The following is a 20,361-nucleotide window of genomic DNA, read 5'->3' on the forward strand; positions in this document are numbered from 1 at the left end:
TCCTTTCCCGGAGTTGGGGATTTTAGACCATCGGTACACCTTCTTACCTCAAATACTTTTCCATAAAGTCCTCCTTGTAAGCCCGGCCAAGGGGGAGCTGGGTGCCGTCGTGGAGGTAGATCGTGTTGCCGCTGACCTTGTCGATCTGGTGGATATTGACCAGGTAGGATTTGTGGATGCGGAAAAAATCCCAGCCCTCAAGGAGCTCGATCCACTTTTTCAGGGATTCGGAGGAGAGGTGCTTTTTGCCCACCAGGTAGATCTCGCAGTAGTCCCCGTCCGCCGCTAGGTAGAGGATGTCCTCAAAGGCGATGCGGATATGCTCGTAGCCGATCTTGACAAAATGCTCCCTGCGAACAGGAGCCGATGGAGAGTGGCTTTCCTGCTGGGGACGCCGGACTTTGGATACGGCCTTCAGAAAGCGTTCAAAGGAAAAAGGCTTCAGCAGGTAGTCCACCACATCCAGCTCATAGCCCTCCAGCGCGTATTCGGAATAGGCCGTGGTGAGGATCACCTGGGGCTTTTTCTTCAGCGTTTTCAGCAGGGCGATGCCGCTGAGTTTGGGTAGGTTGATGTCCAGAAAGACCAAGTCCACGGGATGCTCCTCCAAGAAAGCCATGGCCCTCATCGGGTCGCCAAACACCTCCAAAAGCTGCAGCGTGCCCTGGTCCTCGATGTACTTGCGGAGGATGCGTTGGGCGGGTGGCTGGTCTTCGATGATCAGGCAGGTCATGGCGTTTGGAGTTGGATTTGGAGGGCGACGCGGTACTCTTGCCCGCTTTTTTCGATGCTCAGGCTATGCCGCTCGGGATAGAGTAGGGCCAGTCTTTTCTTCACGTTTTCCAAGCCTATTCCCTTGCTTTCGCCTTCGCTGGCCTCATGGGGCTCGTAGTTGTTTACGCAGCTGAAGTGGAGCTTTCCGGTGGCGTCCACGGAGAGGGATACGGAGATGCGGATCTCGTCGGACTGCCCGGACTGGCTGTGCTTGAAGGCGTTTTCCACAAAGACGTTCAGGATCAGCGGAGCGATCTGGTAGTTGTCGCTCACGTTTTTGGTGGTGAAATCTACCGCCCCGCGCTCCTCGATCTGCAGCTCGTAGAGCTGGATGAAGTTGCGGAGCTGCTCCACTTCCTTGAGCAGGGGGACAAAGGGCTCCCGGCACTCGTAGAGCATGTAGCGCAGCACCCCGCTCAGGCCGAGGATGATCTCGGGCGTTTTGGGAGACTGCTCCACGGCGTAGGAATAGAGGTTGTTGAGGTTGTTGAAGAGGAAGTGGGGGTTGATCTGGGAGTTGAGGAAGGAAAGCTCGCTGTCTTTCACCACCAGCCTCAGCTCGTCGATCTCCCGCTGCCGGTGGATGGAGTCCCAGGCAAACTTGACGCCGGTGAGGGCTCCCAAGACGGACAAGACCTCCCCCAGACTGAGGATGGCTCCTTGGAAGTCGGAGCCCCGGGTGGTGGGGTAGAAGATTTTTTCCAGGACAAACTCCTCGACCAGGATCACTGCCACGACGGTCATCATGCAGTAGAGGCCAAATTCCCAATGGCGCTTTTTATACAAAAACCTGGGCAAGAGGACATAGCTGATCAGGAGGTTTGCGCAGACATAGTTGGCAAAGAAGACCAGCTGAAACCATTGCAGCTCGTAGACCATCTGTCCCTCCTCGTGGTCGATGAGGACAAAGTGGAACACCGTCAAGTGGAGGATGAGCTGGAAGATCCACTCCTGTCTGTTCGTCTTTTTGCTTTGCATAGGAGAATCCATGGTTCCAAAGTAGCCTATAAAGGTGCTGATAAGCTAAGGCGGGAGACGAACGACCGTTTTTTCCAGTCAAACGACTCGAAAGGCCGGGGGATGTTGTTTGTCCGGAAAGTCCCGTCGTTCACCGATTATATTTTTTAAGGTAGGCATTCCCGGACAATTTTGGGGAGTAATCAAAACCTACCGCAATGAGATTTTCACTGATATGTATTCTATTTTTTGGTTTGGGACTGGGCACGGCCTTTTCGCAGAGCGTAGAGATCACCGGCAAGGTGGTCGATGCCAAGACCCAGTCACCCATCGAGTTTGCCACCATCAAGCTGCTGGATAAAAGCAGCGGGGAGATGCTGGCCGGCACCACCACCCAAGCCGACGGCACCTTGCTTTTGGCGACAAAGAGCCAAAACTTCAGCCTGGAGATCAGCTTCATGGGATTTCTGACCCAGACCTTTTCCGAGTTTGAGATCGTGAAAAACCAGGTTGACCTCGGCACCATCGCCATGGCAGAAGACACCAAGCTCATGGAGGAGGTCGTGGTGCAGGGAGAAAAATCAACCACGGAATTCCAGCTCGACAAGCGGGTATTCAACGTGGGCCAAGACCTGAGCAGCACCGGGGCCAGCGCCCTGGACGTGCTCAACAATATCCCCTCCGTCAATGTCAACATCGAAGGCCAAATCCTGCTCAGGGGCACAGGCGGGGTGCAAGTCTTGATCAACGGGAAGCCTTCTGTGCTGACCAGCGACGGGGGGAATGCCCTGGGTACGGTGACCGCCGACATGATCGAACGCGTGGAGGTGATCACCAACCCATCGGCAAAATACAACGCGGAGGGTACCTCCGGCATCATCAACATCGTCCTGAAGAAAGACGAAAAGCGCGGCGTCAACGGCTCGGTGACGCTGAATACCGGCGTGCCCAACAACCACAGCCTGGGCTTTTCCCTCAACAAGCGAACCGACAAGTTCAATCTCTTCAGCCAGCTGGGTGTGGGGTATCGGACCATGCCGGAGGACTTTGAGACACTCAACCAAAACCTCGTCGATGGCACGGAGGTGAGGAGCGTGGGCGATGCGGAGAAAAACGAGAAGTTTTTCAACCTCATCCTCGGCACCGACTATTACATCAACGACCGCAATGTGGTCACCCTCTCGGGTAACTATGCCTTCGAGGGCGAGACCGAATATTCCGACGGGGCCTTCAGCTCCTTTGACGCCTCCCAGGTAATGGTGTCGGGCTGGAACAGGACGGAGTCCATCGAGGCGACGAATCCCAAGTGGCAGTATGAGCTGCAGTACAAAAGCGACTTTTCGGACAAGGACGACCACTACCTGCTGATCAGCGCCATGGGGAGTTCCTTTGCCAAAGACCAGCTCTCCGACTTTGACAATTCGCCCACCTTCGGCGAGGGTGCCCTCAGCCAGCGCCAGCAGGCGGACAATGACTTCAGCCAAGCGGAATACACTTTCCAGGCCGATTACACCCAGCCTTTTGGGGAAAAGTTCACCCTGGAGACCGGCGGGCAGTACTTCATGAGCACCGTGAAAAACAACTATTCGATCTCTGATTTCGAAAACGGAAGCTGGGTGGTCATTCCCAGTCTCACCAACGACTTCCACTATTCCCAAAACGTCCTGGGGCTCTACGGCACGGGAGCGTACGAAGGGGAGAAGTTTGGGCTGAAGCTGGGCCTGAGGCTGGAAAACACCGACGTCAATACAGAGCTGGAGCAGACCGGCGAGGTCAACCAGCAGAACTTTACCAATGCCTTTCCCACTGCGCATGCGTCCTACAAAGTCGCGAAAAACTTCTCCCTGCAAGGGGGCTACTCCCGCAGGATCTCCAGACCGAGGTTTTTTGACCTGAACCCGTTCACCAACATCAGAAACCCCTACAACGTCAGCACCGGTAATCCCAACCTGCTGCCCGAGTACACGGACAGCTACGAGATGACGGCGATCTATGACCACAGCCTGTTTTCCCTCAGCGGCTCCATCTACCATCGCTACATCACCCAGACCATCGAGGACGTGACCACTGTGGAAAACGGCATCAACATCACCAAGCCCATGAACATCGGCACCAACAACGTGACCGGCCTGGAGGTGAACGGCAAGGTGACTCCAAGCGATTGGTGGTCGCTCAACGCCGACTTCAACTACAACTACTTCGACCGGACGGGCACCTGGGAGTCCACGCCTTTCGGCTTCACCTCCAGCCAGTGGTCTGGACGCCTGACCAACAAGTTTGAGCTGCCGGCGGACTTTGCCCTGGAAGTGGTGGCGGACTACCGCTCCTCCTACCAGACCTTCCAGCGCAGCAACAAGGGCTTTGCCATGGCCGACCTCGGCATACGCAAGAAGATTGTGAACGGCAAGGCCATCATCAACCTGAGCGTGCGGGACGTCTTCGCCTCGCGGGTGACGGAGAGCGAGAGCTACTCCCCGGAATTCAGCCAGTACAGCTTCCGCCAGCGTGGGCGCTTCGTGACCCTGGGCATCAGCTACGGCTTTGGCAAGGGCGAGGCCATGGAGTTTAGCGGGACGAAGAGGTTCTGAAATGGGAGTATCCATAATGTTGTATATGGCACTTTCCACAACGGTCAATTTGTTTAAGTACCTTTCAACTCGTCGACAGTCCACAGCAGGTGAACAAGGGACGCTGATATCTTTCCAAAGACTTAGATTCTAAAAAAACAATCAACCAACTGGAAACCGGGAGGGCGAAGGCTCTTCCGGTTTTGTTTTTTTGAGGCTTTGCCCAGCGAGTGTCCCCGCTCGACTTTCCTTTGCGAACCTTTGTGGTGAAAGTTTTTTTTGCGCTTCGCGCTTGATTCACCGCCGAGACGCGGAGGTCGCGGAGTCTTCGCAGAGGATCAATGGCCACGAAGACGGGAAGGCGTGAAGGTTTTGAAAGCTAAGCCTTCCTTGGTGATCTATAGAAAAGTACGGGGAAGGGATGTGAGGACATTGCTAAAAAGCTATGTCTTGGCACTCCTTTTCCTCTGCGAACTCTGTGGTGAAAGTTTTTTTTGCGCCTCGCGCTGGATTCACCGCGGAGGCGCTGAGAGCGCCAAGGTTTCGCAGAGATTGTATCCAAGTGAGAGCCGCATTGGGGCGGCCCTTGGGTAGCCTAGGGTTTTAGCCCTAGTTTCTTCGTGGGCCAAAAGCCACGGATGCACAGATTTTTGCGACGAAGGTCTCGGAGAGTGCAGCTATGCAAGTAGGGAGGTTGAGGCGCTTTATCTTTGCGAACCTTTGTGTCCTTCGTGGTAATTTTTTTTTTGCGCTTCGCGCTGGATTTACCATGGAGGCGCTGAGAACGCCAAGGTATCGCAGAGATTGTATCCAAGTAAGAGTCCCATCGGGGCGGCCCTTGGATATCCTAGGGTTTTAGCCCTAGTTTCTTCGTGGGCCAAAAGCCACAAATGCACAGATTTTTGCGACGAAGGTTTCAGGGAGTGCAGCTATGCAAGTAGGGAGGTTGAGGGGCTTTATCTATGCGAACCTTTGTGGCCTTCGTGGTAAAAGTTTTTTTGCGCTTTGCGCTGGATTCACCGCATACACTTTGAAGAAGCCAAGGGTTTTCACCCTAGGCAACCTCCTAAGCCGTCAAATCCTTCCATTCACCTCCATGCCTAGGTTTGGGCATTGGGACTATTTTCGGCTTGAATGGCGGGGCAGGGGGAGCCAAAATTTCTATCTTTACCCCTCATTTAGCTTTTCCCTACCCTTGAAGTACCCATCTGTTTTCCTGCTCGCTATCCTCGTCTGGACTGCCTGCAGCCCTTCCGTCCAGCCCGAAGTGGCCCTCGTACCACAACCTGCCCAGCTGCAAGTCAAAGGCGGGTTTTTTGCCCTCAGCCCCGCTACCCAGCTCCTCCGCAGTGACGGGGGCAGGTTTGATGCCGAGGCGGCCTTTTTGCAAAGCACTCTGGTCGAGATGCTGGGTGAGGAGATCACCGCGCAGGCCGGAGGAAATGTTCTTGAATTGGTTTACTCCCAAGATTTGACCCAGGCTGAGTCCTATCAGTTGGAAGTGGGGCGTGACAGGGTTTCTTTGATCGCGGGAGATGCGGCGGGGATGTTTTACGCCATGGAGACGCTGAGGCAGCTTATGCCGGCGGACTTGGAGGGCGAGGGAACTGCCCCCGAGATTCTGATCCCGGAGCTGTCCATTTCCGATGCGCCGAGCATCGCCTGGCGGGGCATGCATCTGGACGTGTCCCGGCACTTTTTCTCCATGGACTACCTGCATCGCTACGTGGATCTGCTTGCACTCTACAAGATGAACAAGCTCCATCTCCACCTCACAGACGATCAGGGCTGGAGGCTGGAGATCAAAAAATACCCCCGCCTGACCGAGGAGAGTGCCTGGAGAACCTTTAACAACCAAGACTCGGTCTGTATAGAAAAGGCCAAGGAAGACCCCCGCTTCCAGCTGGATCCCAAGCACCTCCGTGAGCGTGACGGGGTGACCGAGTATGGCGGCTTTTACACCCAGGAGGAGATGCGCGAGCTGGTGAGGTACGCACAGTCCCGGCATATCGAGATCATTCCGGAGATCGATATGCCGGGTCACATGATGGCCGCGATCCAAGTCTATCCTGAGTTGGCCTGCACGGGAAGTGCGGGTTGGGGAAAAGTGTTTTCCACGCCTCTCTGTCCGGGGAATGAACAAGTGTATGAGTTTGTCGAGGGCGTGCTCACGGAGGTGATGGATATTTTCCCCTCCAAGTACATCCACATCGGGGCTGATGAGGTGGAAAAGTCCTCTTGGGAGGAGTCCAAGGCCTGTCAGGCACTCATGGCTGCCGAGGGCATGAGCAGCGTGGAGGAGCTGCAGAGCTATTTTGTAAACCGTGTGACCGGATTCATCAAGAGCAAAGGCAAGGAAGTGATCGTGTGGGACGACGCCATCCATCCCGGCGTGGATTCCACACTTTACGTGATGTACTGGAGAAACTGGGCCGGCGGCGTCCAAAACCGCGTGGCCAACAACGGCAATCCCATGATCTACACCCCGGGCAACCCCATGTATTTCTCCCGCCTGGACGCCCAGATGTATCCCATCTACCACTTTGAGTTTTTTGGATCGAAGTATCCAGAGGACAAAAAGCACCTGGCCTATGGCCTGCAGGCTTGCGTCTGGACGGAGACCGTTCCCTCGGAGGATTTGGCGGATGCCATTATTTTTCCCAAGCTCCTGGCGCTTTCGGAGCGGGCTTGGTCACCGCGGGAGGTGCACGATTGGGACGGCTTCAAGGAAAGGCTGCAAAGCCAGCTCAAGCGTCTGGATCAGTTGGGTGTGAAGTACACCTACGAGGTGACCAAGGAGCTGACGCCCTTTCTGAAAGTGGACACCGTAAAGCAGGAGATCGGCGTCATCTTGGAGAGTGAGCTGGTGAAGCCTACGATCTACTACACCACCGACGGGACGGAGCCGACTACGGCGTCCGAACGCTACGAGGGTGAGTTTCACGTCAGCGGCTCTGTGACGGTGAAGGCAGCGATCTTCGAAAACGGGCAGATCCAGGAGCCCGTGCTCAGCAGAAAAGTAGACTATCACCAAGCCATAGGCAAGAAGGTCACCTATCACAAGCCCTGGAATACCGCCTACCCGGCAGGGGATGCGGGTAGCTTCACCGACGGCCTCCGCGGAGGCAACGCAAACGGAGACGGCAAGTGGCAGGGATTCACCAACGACATCGACGTGACCGTGGACATGGGCAAGGTGCAGGAGCTGCATACCTTCTCCGCCAGCTTCCTCCAAAACATCGGGCCGGGCATCTACATGCCGGACTCGGTGATCGTGTCGGTATCCGTGGATGGGAAGGATTTTGAGCAGGTACTGCAGGTCGCCAACGAGGTGCCCAAGGATCAAAAGGGACTGGTGTTTGCCGATTTTGCCGGAAGTATGGGCAATGTCCAGGCACGCTACATCCACGTCCGGGCGGTCAATGGCAACCGGGCCTTTATCTTCAGCGACGAGCTGGTGATCAATTGACGGGGAAGGTCTGAAGTGTGAAAGCTGAAATATGAAGTCTGAAAGTTGAAGTCTGGATGCTGAAAGCAGAAGTGTGAAATCTCGAATCCCAAACCTCAAATCCCGAATCCCATGACGTACTTTTCCCTCCGCAAGGTCAGCAAGACCTACGAGTCCCAGACTGCGCTGCATGAGTTTTCCCTGGACCTGGATCAGGGACAGATGATCGCCGTGGTGGGGGAAAGCGGCTCGGGCAAGAGTTCCCTCTTGCGCATCGCGGCCGGGCTGATGAACCAAAGTAGCGGGGAGGTCTGGCTGGGCGATATGCAGGTGCTGAGCCCCAGCCAAAAGCTCGTGGCGGGCTACGACGAGATCAAGCTCATCCACCAGGACTACCAGCTCTCCCAGAGCACCACGATCGAGGAAAACATCGCGCGTCCCCTGCTGCTCTTTGATCCGGAGTATCGCAAAAGTCGGGTAGAGAAGCTGCTCCGACAGTTTGGCCTGGAGCGCTACCGGGAAAGACTGCCGAGAAACCTCAGCGGAGGGCAGCAGCAGAAGGTGGCCATCGCCCAGGCCCTGGCCGTCGAGCCGGAGGTTCTGCTTTTGGACGAGCCCTTTAGCCACCTGGATACCATCCAGAAGCACCGGCTGATTTTCGAACTGAAGGAACTGCTCCAGGAGTCCGGCACGACGGTGGTCTTTGTGACCCACGATCTGGACGACGCGCTGAAGCTTACCGATACGGTGCTCATCCTCCAAAAAGGCAAAATCGTCCAAAAGGGCAATTCCCGCGAGCTTTGCCTGCACCCCAAGACCCGCTATGTCGCCCGCCTTTTTTCCCCTATCAATCTGATCCCAGACCGTTTTGACAGCTACATCCGCCCCGCGGATGTGCGGCTGCGGACCAGGGGCGAGCTGCTCGGCCATGTGATCGACCAGCGATTTTTGGTGCACTACAACTCCCTTTTGATCCGTCTGAAAAATGGCGGGGAAGTGTGGGAAGTGGATGATCCGGCCAGGAAATACCAGATCGGGGATAGGGTGTACCTGCATTTTGACGAGGAGCAGGTCCTGCTGCTCAGAAGCTAGGCGGGAAGCGGGATGACGCCCGCGACTTTTGCCAAGGAGAAATCTTCCCTGTGGGCCAGTATGCCGCTTTGGCCGATTTTTCCTAGTTTGGCTAGTTCCCAAAAACCTGCATTTCATGAAACCAGCCTTTCTTTCTTTTCTGGCCATCCTGCTTTTTTTCTCAGCCAGCCTGAGTGTGCATGCCCAGAGTAAACCTTCCCAGCCCAACTTCATCATCATCTTCACCGACGACCAGGGCTATGGGGATCTGGGCACTTTTGGCCACCCTACCATCAAGACACCCCATATCGACCGCATGGCCGCCGAGGGGCAGAAGTGGACCAATTTCTACGTCGCCGCCAACGTCTGCACGCCCAGCCGCGCGGGACTGCTGACCGGGCGCCTTCCTGTCCGCACCGGCATGTACAGTAACAGGCGCCGGGTGCTTTTTCCTGACTCCAGTGGGGGCTTGCCCGCCTACGAGATCACGATCGCCAAGCAGCTCAAGTCCGCGGGCTACGCGACGGCGGCCATCGGTAAGTGGCATCTTGGGCATCTGCCCCAGTATCTGCCGACTAGCCATGGCTTCGACTCCTACTTTGGCATCCCCTACAGCAACGATATGGATCGGGTGAATGACGTCACGCACCAGATGGCCTTCCAAGCCTCCAAAATCGAGTATTTCAATGTGCCGCTGATGCGCAATACGGAGATCGTGGAGCGCCCGGCTGACCAAAACACCATCACCAAGCGCTACACCGAGGAGGCCGTCAAGCTGATCGGGGAGCACAAGGACAAGCCCTTTTTCATCTACCTCGCCCACTCCCTTCCCCACGTGCCGCTCTTTGCTTCGGAGGGTTTTCTGGGGAAAAGCGAAAGGGGCCTCTACGGCGACGTGATCGAGGAGATCGACTGGAGTGTGGGGGAGATTCTAGCCGCGCTGAGGAAAAACGGCCTGGACCAAAACACCTACGTGATCTTCACCTCGGACAATGGGCCTTGGCTGACGTACAACGAGCAGGGCGGAAGCGCCGGTTTGCTGTTTGGGGGAAAAGGCACCAGCTACGAGGGCGGTGTCCGTGTGCCCACGGTGGTCTGGGGGCCGGGAAACGTGAAGCCTGAGGTGGTGTCCAAGATTGGAAGCACGCTGGATCTCTTTCCGACGATTTCCTCTCTGGCCGGGGCAAAAATGCCCGAAGACCGGGTGTATGACGGGGTGGATCTGAGTCCGGCGTTTCGCGGGGAGAAAGGGGCTCCCAGGGAGGCGATGTTTTACTACCACGGAGACCGACTCTTTGCGGTCCGCAAGGGCGACTTCAAGCTCTACTTCTACAGCAACAATCCCCTCGGCTATCCCGAGAAGCTCGAGAAACTGGACAAGGCCAAACTCTACAACCTTGCCCACGATCCATCGGAGCGCTTCGACTTGATCGACCGGCAACCCGAAGTAGTGGAGGAAATCCAAGCTCTGGTCAAAAGCCACCAGGCGACGATGAGCTTTGGCCAGACGCAGTTGGAAAGCAGGATAGGCGAGGAGCAGTAGCAGCACTTGCGACCGGCGCGTTTACTGGTCTGTGTTTTTGCGAAAAATCAACGGGGCTAGGCGAATAATAAAGATGGCTGGCAGCAGGTGATGGACTTGGCTAATTTTCTTTTTTCAAAAAAAAGAAGCCATGAAAATGCCCCAGAGACTTTCCGCGATTCTGTTGTTTGCCGTACTCATCCTTGCCGCTTGTAGTGGCGGCGATGATCCCCAGCCCCAGTCGGAGTACTTTTTCAAGTTTAAGGTAAACGGTGTGCAGAAGGAATTTAAGGCCAACCTTCCCACCCACCTCATGGCCATGACCTACAATGCCACCGCCGACGTCCACATGGCTACGGCGATCATTTTGGGGGATGGCAGCGATGGGGCCAAAAACTTCGTGTCCATCACGGCGCTAAACGAGGAGCCTTTTGCCACGGGCATCACCTACAGGATGCAGGAAGCGATCCTCTACACCGGGGTGCCCGTTGTGCGGATCCAGTTTACTTATTCGGATGAAGATGGCAACCTCTACAACGCCGTGCTCTTCCAGCGGGATGGGTTGCCAATGCTGCGGACAGATGATGCGAGTATCCACTTTTCCTCCATCACCCAAACCAAAGTGGAGGGTACTTTTGACGCCACCGTTTTGGGGCCGGTGTTTACCACTACCGGCCGGGACAACAATGAGCTGAAGATCACCGAGGGACAGTTTAGCCTGCAGCTCCAGCGATCGGGATCCTGAGGGGACGCGGCATTTCTGGAAAACGATCCCCATGGTTTGTTCCGGCATGGCTGAGGGCAAGGCTACTTTTGGCTTGCTGGGCACAGAATCTTTTTTGGGGCTAAGGGCGTAGATTGTTGGCTTTTAAATACCTCTTTTTGTAAATAGGAGAAGTGTTTTTTAGCCTTCGCTTCCATGTGCCGCCTGACTCTGATCTTTTTTCTAATACTGCTTGCCCCGCCGGTTTTTGGGCAGAGGCTGGTGGACTCCCTGAGAAATGAACTCGCCCGGCCTGGTTTGGCTGATTCGTCCCGCACGGACCTTTACAATGAACTTGCGTTTGCCTATGCGGGCATCAATCCCGTGTTGGGGCATGCCTATGCGGATTCGGCCCTTGCTTTGGCCACCGAGAGCGGGCTGGCTTCCCGCGCCACCTCGGCGCTCAACTACCGAGGGGTCAACTATTGGTACCAGGGGGAAGACTCGCTGGCCCTGCTGGCATACCGCCAGGTGCTGGAGGCCCACCAAAAGAGCGGGAACCGGAAGGGGCAGGCCAGCGCCACAAACAATATCGCCCTGATCGAATATCGAAATGGCAACTATGGTGAGGCCCTTCAGTCCCACGAGGCCGCTACGGCGATTTTTGAGGAATTGGGCTTGAGAAAAAACACCATCAGCAGCCTGGCCAACACGGGAGTGGTCTTTTTGGCCTTGGCCGACTATCCCAATGCCCAGGAATACTTTCTCAGGGCTTTGGGAAAAACAGAGCCTGAGGATATCTGGGAGCGGGCCAACTGCTTCAACAACCTCGGCCTGATCGAGAAAAACCTCGGGAACTATGTCGAAGCCGAAGGCCACTACCTGGAGGCACTGGAGCTGTACCGGAAGAGCGAGAATGTCCAGTCCGAAGCCTCTGCCCTCGGCAATCTCAGCGTGGTGATGCAGCTTCAGGGCAAGCTCGATGACTCCCAAAGCTACATCCGGCAGGCCTTGGCGCTCAACAAGACCATCGGCAACGCCCGTCGCATCGCTTCCGACTATTCCAACTGGGGCACTTTGGCTCTGGAGATGGGCAAACCTGAACTGGCGGAAAAGTACCTGGACAGCGCCAAAAACCTCTACCTCGAATCGGGTGAAAAGCTGAACCTGTCTGCCGTCTATCTCTCTTTGGCCAAGGCGAAAGCTGCGTTGGGATATCCGACAGCGGCTTCCATGCGGCTGGAGCGGGAGGCCCTGCGCTATGCCGAGGAGTCCGGCTCCCTGGAGGCCCAGCGGGCGGCTTGGGCGGCCCTGTCGGAGAGCTTGGAAAAATCCGGAGACTACCGCGGCAGTCTGGCGGCTTTCAGAAAATACCGGCAGTTTGAGGACAGCATCTTCAACGACGAAAACGAGCATCAGCTGCTGGCAGCCAAGATCGGATATGAGTTTGAGGCAAGGGAAAGGCAATTGACGGAGTCCTTTGAGACGGATAGGCAGCTGCTGGAGTCGGAGCGGGAGCAGGCGAGATGGCGGGCAGGTTTTTACCTGACCTTGGCCATTGGGATGGTCTTGCTGGCCGTTTTGGGGATTTTCCTGCTGCGCATGCAGGCCAAAAACAAGAGGGCCAAGCTCGAGTCGGAGTTTCGGGCCAAAGCCGCGGAGCTGGAACTGAAGGCGCTCAAGGCTCAGATGAACCCGCATTTTATCTTCAATGCGCTGAGCTCCATCAGTAATTTTCTCCTCAAAAACCAACCGGAGGAAGCGGATCGCTACCTGACTCGCTTTGCCCGCCTGATCCGGAGAATCCTCGAATACTCGGAGCTGACCGAGATATCCCTGGCCGAGGAAGTGGCCCTGCTGAGGGACTACATCGCCATCGAGGCGCTGCGGCTTGGCAAGGAGGTGGAGTTTGGCGTGGAGCTGGAGGACGGCGTGGATGCCGCCTCGCTCCTGATGCCTCCCCTGATCCTGCAGCCGCTGGTGGAGAACAGCCTTTGGCACGGCATCTCGCACATCCCGGGAGAAGGAAAGATCACCCTGAAGGTCTTTCGCCAGCAGTCCAGCTACCTGCTCGTACTCCGTGACAACGGCGCCGGATTGCGTGAGTCGGTCCAAGTGGAGGAAAAGCACCAGTCCATGGGGATGCACCTGGTCGAGAGCCGTCTGGAAAGCCTGCACAAGGACCGTCCAAATTCAGCCTGGTCCTTGTTTTGGGAAAGCCTGGCGTCTGGATACGAAGTCCGGCTGACCTTCACCCCAAGAGAAAACCTGAGCGCCATATGATCCAAAGTGTCATCATAGAAGACGAACCCCAAAGCGCAGACCGCTTGCGGCTGTTGCTGGAAAAGTACCATCGTGAGGAGATCCAGCTGCTCCGATGGATACAAAATGGGAAGGAGGCGGAAGAGTTTCTCTCACAAAATCCAGTGGACTTGGTGTTTTTTGACGTGGAGATCGGCAGCGTGACGGCTTTTGAAATCCTGGCCAAGCTCAAAAGCTGGGACTTTTCCATCATTTTCACCACCGCGCACCAGGCCTACGCCTTGCAGGCCATCAGGCATTCGGCGCTGGACTACCTGCTGAAGCCGGTAGATGCCCTGGAGCTCGATGCAGCCATTGTCAAGGTGAAGGACAGGAGAAGCTCCGGCTCGAGCCCACAGATCCGGCTTTTGCTGGACTACCTCCGCCACGGTGCCAAACACTCCCGCCTGCCCATTCCGACCCAGACGGGCATAGAGTATCTGGAGACCGATGAGATCGTGCGCTGCCAGGCGGACGTGAACTATACGCACATTTTTCTCAAGGAGGGGAGAAAGATCACCGTAGCCAAGACCCTCAAGGATTTTGAAGGGCTCTTGGCAGCTTCGGGCTTTTTTCGCACCCACAATTCCCACCTGGTCAATCTCCGTGAGGTTCGCATCTACCACAAAGGAAAAGGCGGCTACCTCATCCTCAAGGACGGCTCGGAGATCGAAGTGGCGTCCCGCCGCAAGGAGGAACTGCTGCTTGCCTTGGGCCAATTTTGATTCTGTCCCTTTTGAAATTCAGATCTTTCGCGGATTAATTTGTTTAGAATTAATCCAGTTAATAATTTCGCAGTGTGTCGGCAGTGTGCTGTGACCTGATCCCGACTGGGCAAGAAGCAGCAGGCCTTTCACGCATCGAAACCTTGACTCCAGCAGCTAGTGAATCTTAAAAAACTTTTGGGTAAACTCCACCTTTGGCTCGGATTGAGTTCCGGTTTGGTCGTATTTATCGTGGCGGTGACGGGCTGCATCTATGCTTTTCAGGCGGAGATCCAAGACCTCACCCAGCCCCACCGGTTTGTGGAGCCCAAGGACGAGGCAGTGCTGCCGCCGAGCGAGATCAGTGAAATAGCACAGGCGGCTTTCCCGGAGGGACACCTGCATGCGGTGCTTTATCCTACACCCGAGCGCTCCGCACAGGCGATATTTTTCAGCTATGGCGAGGGCCACGATCACTACAAGATCGCCTATGTCAATCCTTACAGCGGAGAAGTACTGAAGGTGAAGGACGAAAACAAGGGCTTTTTCCCCTTCATTCTGGATGGACACTTCTATCTCTGGCTGCCTGATTCCATAGGCCAGACCGTGGTGGGTACCTTTACGCTGATTTTTCTCTTCATGGTGATCTCCGGCTTGATCCTGTGGTGGCCTAAGGGGAAAAACCTCAAGCAGAGTCTGACGGTAAAGTGGAATGCCCGCTGGAGGAGAAAAAACTACGACCTTCACCAAGTAGCAGGCTTTTATGTGATGCTGTTTGCCTTGGTTTTTGCTGTCACGGGCTTGGTGTGGAGCTTTTTCTGGTTTAGGGACAGCTATCACCAGTTGCTTACCGGCAAGGAGCAATTCGTGGAATATTACGATCCGATCTCGGATTCCACACAGACTTGGAATGAAGAGGTCTCCGCGCTGGACAAGGTTTGGATGAAAATGCGGGCCGAATATCCCAACGCCGATTACATCGAAGTGCATCCACCAGAGTTGCCGCACGCCGCCATCGCGGCCAATGCCAATCCGGATGGCGATACCTATTGGCAGATCGACTACCGCTACTTTGACCAATACACCCTGGAGGAGCTGCCTGTGGACCACATGTGGGGCAGGATAGGCGAGGCCTCTGCCGGGGAAAAGCTTTTTCGGATGAACTATGACATCCACGTCGGTGCGATTGGAGGTTTTCCGGGAAAACTGCTGGCTTTCCTGCTAAGCGCGATCATCGCATCCTTGCCCGTTACCGGATTTTTGCTGTGGTGGGGTAGAAAGTACAAGGCAAAGAAGCCCACGGCCAAGCGCGAAGTGATGGAGCCTGAGTTGGCTAAAATCTGAGGGGACTTGGGTTTGTGATTTTTAAAGTACGATTGATGATGCCAAACCGGACAAAGGTCACTGAGGGCTAGCGGGTACGGCGCTCACTTTACCACCTTTCCATTTGCCCACTTTCCCCACACCCAGCCTTATAGCTCCGGTCTCCCGTCTCCTCCCATATCGGTCACCGGACATCTGGCATTTTAGCGGGCAGGTGATCCATTTTACAACTTTTCCACCTTTCAGCCATTCCTCTCTCCGCTTCATCCCTTCATTTCACAGTCCTTAATTTTTTTGGAAAAAAGTCGAAAATTATCTTGGCTGGATAGGCTTCCGATTGTAGTTTTGTTTTAATTTAAAATAAGTCTAAATAAAAATTGAAATCATAACAAAGTCGGGTTCGGTCAACGGGATGGTCGAAAAGACGCTGGGGCTTTGGCCCGAGTTGGTCATCCGCCGGGTGAATATCTTCAATCTGGGAGACCAAAACATGCACGTGAAGATCGAGGGGCATCCTTCCTTCAGCTCCAAGTTTGCCGGGCTGGGGAATGCCGTCTACCATGCGGCATCGGGCGAGGCGGTGTCCAAAAAGGAACTGATGAAGGACACCGCCTTTTTCAACGGAGCTCGGGTGACCAAGATCCGCCTGCATTTTGGGGACTTTGGCGGACTGGGCCTGAAGCTGGTTTATTTCGGCTTGGGGATTCTGTCCTGCTCGGTGATCGTCTCCAATCTGAAAACAAAAAACATCGAAGAACCTATGGAAAAGGCAACAAGACGAGTAGCCTCGTTGAGTTGAGTTAGTATGGGTATTTAGAACAGAAAAGCCGAAGGGAGATTTCCTTCGGCTTTCTTATTTGTATTTGTGATTTAGGATTTTTGATTTACGACCTGGCACCGGTCATCTGGCATTGGTCATCCGACAATCAAATCTCAAATCTCTAATTTCAAATCCCAAATCAGTTTACTCCAAAATACCTTTTCAACACATACTCCGGCTGCCATTGGTCGGGCTTGCGGAGGGGATTGAGCGTGTCGGGATCGTACTGCATGGGCTTGATCTTGGGCGCCGTCCATCGCACGGTGTCGCCGGTTTTGTTTTGCCACTGCTCCAGCAGCTGGATGAGTTCCTGTTTTTTCGCAGCCATTTCCGGCTTTTCAGCCAGATTGTTCAGCTCCTGAGGGTCATGCGCCAGGTCAAAGAGCTGGGTGTAGTCCCGCTCCGGGTAGCGGAGGAGTTTGTACTGCCCGTCACGCACTGCCCGCACGGTCATGCGATAGGAGGTGAAGAGGCTTTCGCGTACGCCTTCCGCCTGACCTTGGATCACGGGGACTAGGCTTTTGCCGTCCAGCTTTTCCTTTTTTGGCAGGCCTGCCAGCTGAGCCAAAGTCGGGTAGATGTCGTGGATATAGGCAAAGGCGTCCAGTTCTTGTTCTTTTGGTACGCCGGGTCCTTTGATGATCAGGGGCACTTTGGTGCTGTGCTCGTAGAGGCTTTGCTTGCCGAGCAGTCCGTGGCTCCCCGCAGCGAGTCCGTTGTCCGCGGCATAGACGATGATGGTGTTCTCATACTGCCCGGTTTCCTTCAGCGTGGCGATGATCTTGCCGATCTGCTGGTCGAGGTGGGTGATGAGGGAGTAGTAGTCCGAGAGGATCATCTGGATGGTTTCTGGCTTTCTGGGCCAGCCGGTCAGGTTTTCGTCCCGCACCGTCAGCTGGTCAAACTCAAAAGGGTGATAAGGCATGTAGTTGCCGGGCAGGGGCAGGGAGCCATCGGGATAGTAGTCGATGAAGCTGGCCTCTGGAGAGTAGGGGTCATGGGGCACGGTGAAGGCCACATAGCAGAAGAAGGGCTTGTCCTTTTGGGTAGCTTTATGTTGCTTGATAAAGTCGATGGCCGTCTGCGCAAATACTTCCGTGGAGTAGGATTTTTGGGTGGGCGCTCCCAGTTTTCCGTCCGCCCCGTAGTCTCGGAGCGGGATGCTGTAGTGGTTGGCCATGCCGCCCAGATAGACGTTTTTGGCTTGCTGGAAGCTCGCTTCGAAAGCCTCCTTTTCGTTGTGCCACTTGCCTGTGCCATAGGTGGCATAGCCTGCTTCCGCAAAAGCCATCGGCATGGTGTGGACATCCTTCAGCTTGTCATATACCTTGAAGAGGTTTTGTCCGCTCATGAGCATGGCCCGGCTGGCCATGCATACCGCGCCGTGGTTGCCGCCCATCACGTAGGCATTGGTAAAGCGGCTGCCTTCCTGGGCGAGCTGGTCCAGATGGGGGGTTCGGATGTAGGGATTTCCTGCGGCTCCCAAGGCGTCCGCACGCTGGTCGTCTGCGAAAAGAAAGAGCACGTTTGGCTTGGGGGATTGGCTTTGGGCTTGTGCAGAAACGGAGAACTGGCAAATAAGCAGGACTAGAAAAAGGCAGGACTTGTATCGCATTTCGGAGTAATTTGGATTCGAAATATAGCCCTAAATGAAGGGGATCTGAAACCGGAGATGGAAAAATAGGGCGTGTGTCCGAATATGTAAAATATGTTCCCTTCAAGTGGAATCCGTTTCCTGTCCGTTGATTTTATCTTATCCTTGTAAATCCAATTTGGATATACGCTACTTTACCAGTAATAACCTTAGACTAGTATTAGGAGCGGAAAACCATGTCGAAACGTTACATCGGTCTTCCAGCCCGATTGTATTGAAAATTCGTTTACTGGCAGAAAGGCGTATATACAGAGATTCCAATAACCCAATTTGTATGTTCTTCAAACTCAAACCCGTCCTTCCGGTACTTTTTGCCTGCCTGCTTTTTGCCTGCGGAAAAGAGCAAAGCCAAGAGGCCAAGCGTCCGAATATCGTCTTCATCATGTCCGATGACCACGCCTACCAAGCCATCTCGGCCTACAGCGACAAACTCATCGAGACCCCCAATATCGACCGAATCGCCAAGATGGGCATGCTTTTCACCAACGCCACGGTGACCAACTCCATCTGCGCCCCTTCCCGGGCGACGATTCTGACGGGGAAGCACTCCCACATCAACGGCAAGGTGGACAACCACTTTCCCTTTGACACCACCAACGTGACCTTTCCGCAGATTTTCCAAGACGCGGGCTACCAGACCGCCATGTTTGGCAAGCTCCACTTTGGCAACAGTCCCAAGGGCTTTGACCAGTTTAAGATTCTCCCTGGGCAGGGGAAATACTACAATCCGGACTTTATCACCAAGGACGAAGGGAATATCACCGTGGAGGGCTATGTGACGGACATCATCACCGATATGACCCTCAACTGGCTGGAAAACGAGCGGAAAAAGGAAGATCCTTTCTTGCTTTTCTACCTGCACAAGGCACCGCACCGCGAGTGGCTTCCTGCGGAGAGACACCTGGCTGAGTTTACCCAGCGGACTTTCCCAGAGCCGGCTACACTATTTGACGACTATTCTGGAAGAGGTCGCGCTGCCCATGAGGCGGAGATGAACCTGCTCAAGGACATGCACTGGGCGGGTGACTCCAAGGTTTACCCGCAGGTGATGGACGAGCTGGGTATCAAGGAGACCTCCAGCTGGGACAAGGGCGCCTTCGAAGGCGAAGTGGGCCGACTCAACGCCGCCCAGCGCGCTAATTGGGACGCGGCCTACGGCAAAGTCAACGAGGACTTCAAAAAGGCTTACCCGACCATGAGCGAGGAAGACAAGATGCGATGGAGATACCAGCGCTACATGCAGGACTACCTCGGCACGATCAAGGCTGTGGACGAAAACGTCGGTCGCGTGCTGGACTATCTGGAAGCAAACGGGCTGATGGAAAACACCATCATCGTCTATACCTCCGATCAGGGCTTTTACTTGGGCGAGCATGGCTGGTTTGACAAGCGATTTGTCTATGACGAGTCCTTCAAGACACCGCTTTTGGTGGCTTGGCCGGGCAAAGTCGCGGCGGGCTCCAAGTCGGATGAGATGGTGCAAAACCTGGATTTTGCCCAGACTTTCCTACAGGCCGCAGGCATAGAAGCGCCGTCTGATATGCAGGGCGAGAGCCTCATGCCCCTGCTCACCGGCAAGACAGACCAGTGGACGCGCGATGCGGTGTACTACCACTACTATGAGTATCCTTCCGTCCACATGGTGAAGCGCCACTATGCCATCGTGACCAAGGAGTACAAGCTGGTGCACTACTATTTCGATACCGATGAGTGGGAGCTGATCGACCGCATCAAGGACCCGCAGGAGCTGAAAAACGTCTATGATGATCCTGCCTATGCGGAGATCAAAGCTAACCTGCATAAGAAACTCGATGGACTGAGGGAAAAATACGGGGACAACTCCCAGATCTCCCAAAAGTACCTCAATGAGTATCTGGACTACCTCGAGGGTAACAACTCACGTGCTGGTGCTAAGGATACGGCACTGTTCAACAAGATCTTCAGAGACAGGGCCAAGCAATAGTTTGGAGGAAAAGACTAGCGATAAGCTTCATCGGGGCGGCCGGTGCATAGCCTAGGGTTTCAACCCTAGGTTATTGGTTTTCGGTCTGACATGGAACGTTTTGGCCGAGAGGAGGCCAAGTGAGTCCTGCGGGTTTCGCCAAAACCGGTTGAGGATTGGGCTAGTTTTTTTTGCGCTTCGCGCTGGGTTTACCGCCAAGGCGCCGAGGACGCAAAGTTCTCGCAGAGTTTTTCTCCTTTCCTCCGTGCACTCCGTGGTAAGATTTTCTTATTGGATTTTTTCACCACAGAGAGCGGGAGGAATAGGAGGCTTTTAGTTTTGATCTATCCGGTTATTCGTTGTGCTGATGCTAGAGAAACAGCGAGTTTCCCGAATTTTTTGCGGCTCTCCAGCACTGCGAGAAAAGCGCTCTCCCGAAGACCCAGAGGCGCGAAGCTTTCTCCCATTCCTCCGTGCACTCAGTGGTAAAATTTTCTTATTGGATTTTTTCACCACAGAGAGCGGGAGAAATAGGAGGGGTTTGGTTTTGATCTATCCGGTTATTCGTTGTGCTG

Annotated in this window: 13 protein-coding genes; 10 read left to right on the forward strand and 3 right to left on the reverse strand. The window is 54.9% G+C overall.

Annotated elements, in window-relative coordinates; translation table 11 throughout:
* Positions 1-43 precede the first annotated feature (43 nt).
* Both J0A68_RS15810 and J0A68_RS15815 read right to left on the reverse strand, forming a co-directional pair.
* Positions 44-733 (reverse strand): LytR/AlgR family response regulator transcription factor, encoded by a 690-nt coding sequence (locus J0A68_RS15810; RefSeq protein ID WP_206579200.1) that lies wholly within the window; start codon positions 731-733, stop codon positions 44-46.
* Positions 730-1,764 carry a sensor histidine kinase gene (locus J0A68_RS15815; protein WP_206579201.1) on the reverse strand — a complete coding sequence of 345 codons (1,035 nt, stop codon included), beginning with the start codon at positions 1,762-1,764 and terminating at the stop codon, positions 730-732. Before J0A68_RS15815 ends, J0A68_RS15810 begins: the two co-directional genes overlap by 4 nt.
* Before the next feature lie 185 nt (positions 1,765-1,949).
* Between J0A68_RS15815 and J0A68_RS15820 the strand changes: the two genes are divergently transcribed.
* The 9 genes from J0A68_RS15820 to J0A68_RS15860 all read left to right on the forward strand — a co-directional run bounded on the left by J0A68_RS15820 (position 1,950) and on the right by J0A68_RS15860 (position 16,169).
* Positions 1,950-4,319 (forward strand): TonB-dependent receptor, encoded by a 2,370-nt coding sequence (locus J0A68_RS15820; RefSeq protein WP_206579202.1) that lies wholly within the window; start codon positions 1,950-1,952, stop codon positions 4,317-4,319.
* A gap of 1,174 nt (positions 4,320-5,493) precedes the next feature.
* Positions 5,494-7,767 (forward strand): beta-N-acetylhexosaminidase, encoded by a 2,274-nt coding sequence (locus tag J0A68_RS15825; RefSeq protein ID WP_206579203.1) that lies wholly within the window; start codon positions 5,494-5,496, stop codon positions 7,765-7,767.
* 111 nt (positions 7,768-7,878) lie between these two features.
* Positions 7,879-8,838 (forward strand): ABC transporter ATP-binding protein, encoded by a 960-nt coding sequence (locus J0A68_RS15830; protein WP_206579204.1) that lies wholly within the window; start codon positions 7,879-7,881, stop codon positions 8,836-8,838.
* 115 nt (positions 8,839-8,953) lie between these two features.
* Positions 8,954-10,360 (forward strand): sulfatase family protein, encoded by a 1,407-nt coding sequence (locus tag J0A68_RS15835; protein ID WP_206579205.1) that lies wholly within the window; start codon positions 8,954-8,956, stop codon positions 10,358-10,360.
* Between the two features lie 130 nt (positions 10,361-10,490).
* Positions 10,491-11,084, forward strand: a complete 594-nt coding sequence (locus J0A68_RS15840) for a hypothetical protein (RefSeq protein ID WP_206579206.1) — start codon at positions 10,491-10,493, stop codon at positions 11,082-11,084.
* Between the two features lie 174 nt (positions 11,085-11,258).
* The gene (locus tag J0A68_RS15845) at positions 11,259-13,325 is read left to right on the forward strand and encodes a tetratricopeptide repeat-containing sensor histidine kinase (RefSeq protein ID WP_206579207.1); all 2,067 of its coding nucleotides are present in this window, start codon (positions 11,259-11,261) and stop codon (positions 13,323-13,325) included.
* Positions 13,322-14,068, forward strand: a complete 747-nt coding sequence (locus J0A68_RS15850; RefSeq protein ID WP_206579208.1) for a LytR/AlgR family response regulator transcription factor — start codon at positions 13,322-13,324, stop codon at positions 14,066-14,068. Before J0A68_RS15845 ends, J0A68_RS15850 begins: the two co-directional genes overlap by 4 nt.
* Positions 14,069-14,245: 177 nt before the next feature.
* On the forward strand, positions 14,246-15,391 hold the full coding sequence (locus J0A68_RS15855; protein WP_236025623.1) for a PepSY-associated TM helix domain-containing protein: 1,146 nt from the start codon (positions 14,246-14,248) through the stop codon (positions 15,389-15,391).
* Between the two features lie 391 nt (positions 15,392-15,782).
* On the forward strand, positions 15,783-16,169 hold the full coding sequence (locus J0A68_RS15860) for a PepSY-associated TM helix domain-containing protein (RefSeq protein ID WP_206579210.1): 387 nt from the start codon (positions 15,783-15,785) through the stop codon (positions 16,167-16,169).
* 160 nt (positions 16,170-16,329) lie between these two features.
* On the opposite strand, the gene J0A68_RS15865 is transcribed toward J0A68_RS15860, so the two are convergent.
* Positions 16,330-17,805: a sulfatase family protein gene (locus J0A68_RS15865; RefSeq protein WP_206579211.1), complete on the reverse strand. Its 1,476-nt coding sequence runs from the start codon at positions 17,803-17,805 to the stop codon at positions 16,330-16,332.
* Between the two features lie 313 nt (positions 17,806-18,118).
* Here J0A68_RS15865 and J0A68_RS15870 point away from each other — a divergent pair, with 313 nt between their 5' ends.
* Entirely contained in the window at positions 18,119-19,807 is a 1,689-nt protein-coding gene (locus J0A68_RS15870) for a sulfatase family protein (RefSeq protein ID WP_206579212.1), read from the forward strand.
* Positions 19,808-20,361: the final 554 nt, after the last annotated feature.

This window comes from Algoriphagus oliviformis (genome assembly GCF_017254915.1).
Lineage (GTDB): Bacteria > Bacteroidota > Bacteroidia > Cytophagales > Cyclobacteriaceae > Algoriphagus > Algoriphagus oliviformis.

What these genes read in the sequence shown, in the direction of transcription:
- J0A68_RS15860 (WP_206579210.1), top strand. Translation starts at nt 15,783, where the DNA reads ATGGTCGAAAAGACGCTGGGGCTTTGGCCCGAGTTGGTCATCCGCCGG.
- J0A68_RS15845 (WP_206579207.1), top strand. Translation starts at nt 11,259, where the DNA reads ATGTGCCGCCTGACTCTGATCTTTTTTCTAATACTGCTTGCCCCGCCG.
- J0A68_RS15850 (WP_206579208.1), top strand. Translation starts at nt 13,322, where the DNA reads ATGATCCAAAGTGTCATCATAGAAGACGAACCCCAAAGCGCAGACCGC.
- J0A68_RS15830 (WP_206579204.1), top strand. Translation starts at nt 7,879, where the DNA reads ATGACGTACTTTTCCCTCCGCAAGGTCAGCAAGACCTACGAGTCCCAG.
- J0A68_RS15835 (WP_206579205.1), top strand. Translation starts at nt 8,954, where the DNA reads ATGAAACCAGCCTTTCTTTCTTTTCTGGCCATCCTGCTTTTTTTCTCA.
- J0A68_RS15815 (WP_206579201.1), bottom strand. Translation starts at nt 1,764, where the DNA reads ATGGATTCTCCTATGCAAAGCAAAAAGACGAACAGACAGGAGTGGATC.
- J0A68_RS15865 (WP_206579211.1), bottom strand. Translation starts at nt 17,805, where the DNA reads ATGCGATACAAGTCCTGCCTTTTTCTAGTCCTGCTTATTTGCCAGTTC.
- J0A68_RS15810 (WP_206579200.1), bottom strand. Translation starts at nt 733, where the DNA reads ATGACCTGCCTGATCATCGAAGACCAGCCACCCGCCCAACGCATCCTC.
- J0A68_RS15820 (WP_206579202.1), top strand. Translation starts at nt 1,950, where the DNA reads ATGAGATTTTCACTGATATGTATTCTATTTTTTGGTTTGGGACTGGGC.
- J0A68_RS15870 (WP_206579212.1), top strand. Translation starts at nt 18,119, where the DNA reads ATGTTCTTCAAACTCAAACCCGTCCTTCCGGTACTTTTTGCCTGCCTG.
- J0A68_RS15840 (WP_206579206.1), top strand. Translation starts at nt 10,491, where the DNA reads ATGAAAATGCCCCAGAGACTTTCCGCGATTCTGTTGTTTGCCGTACTC.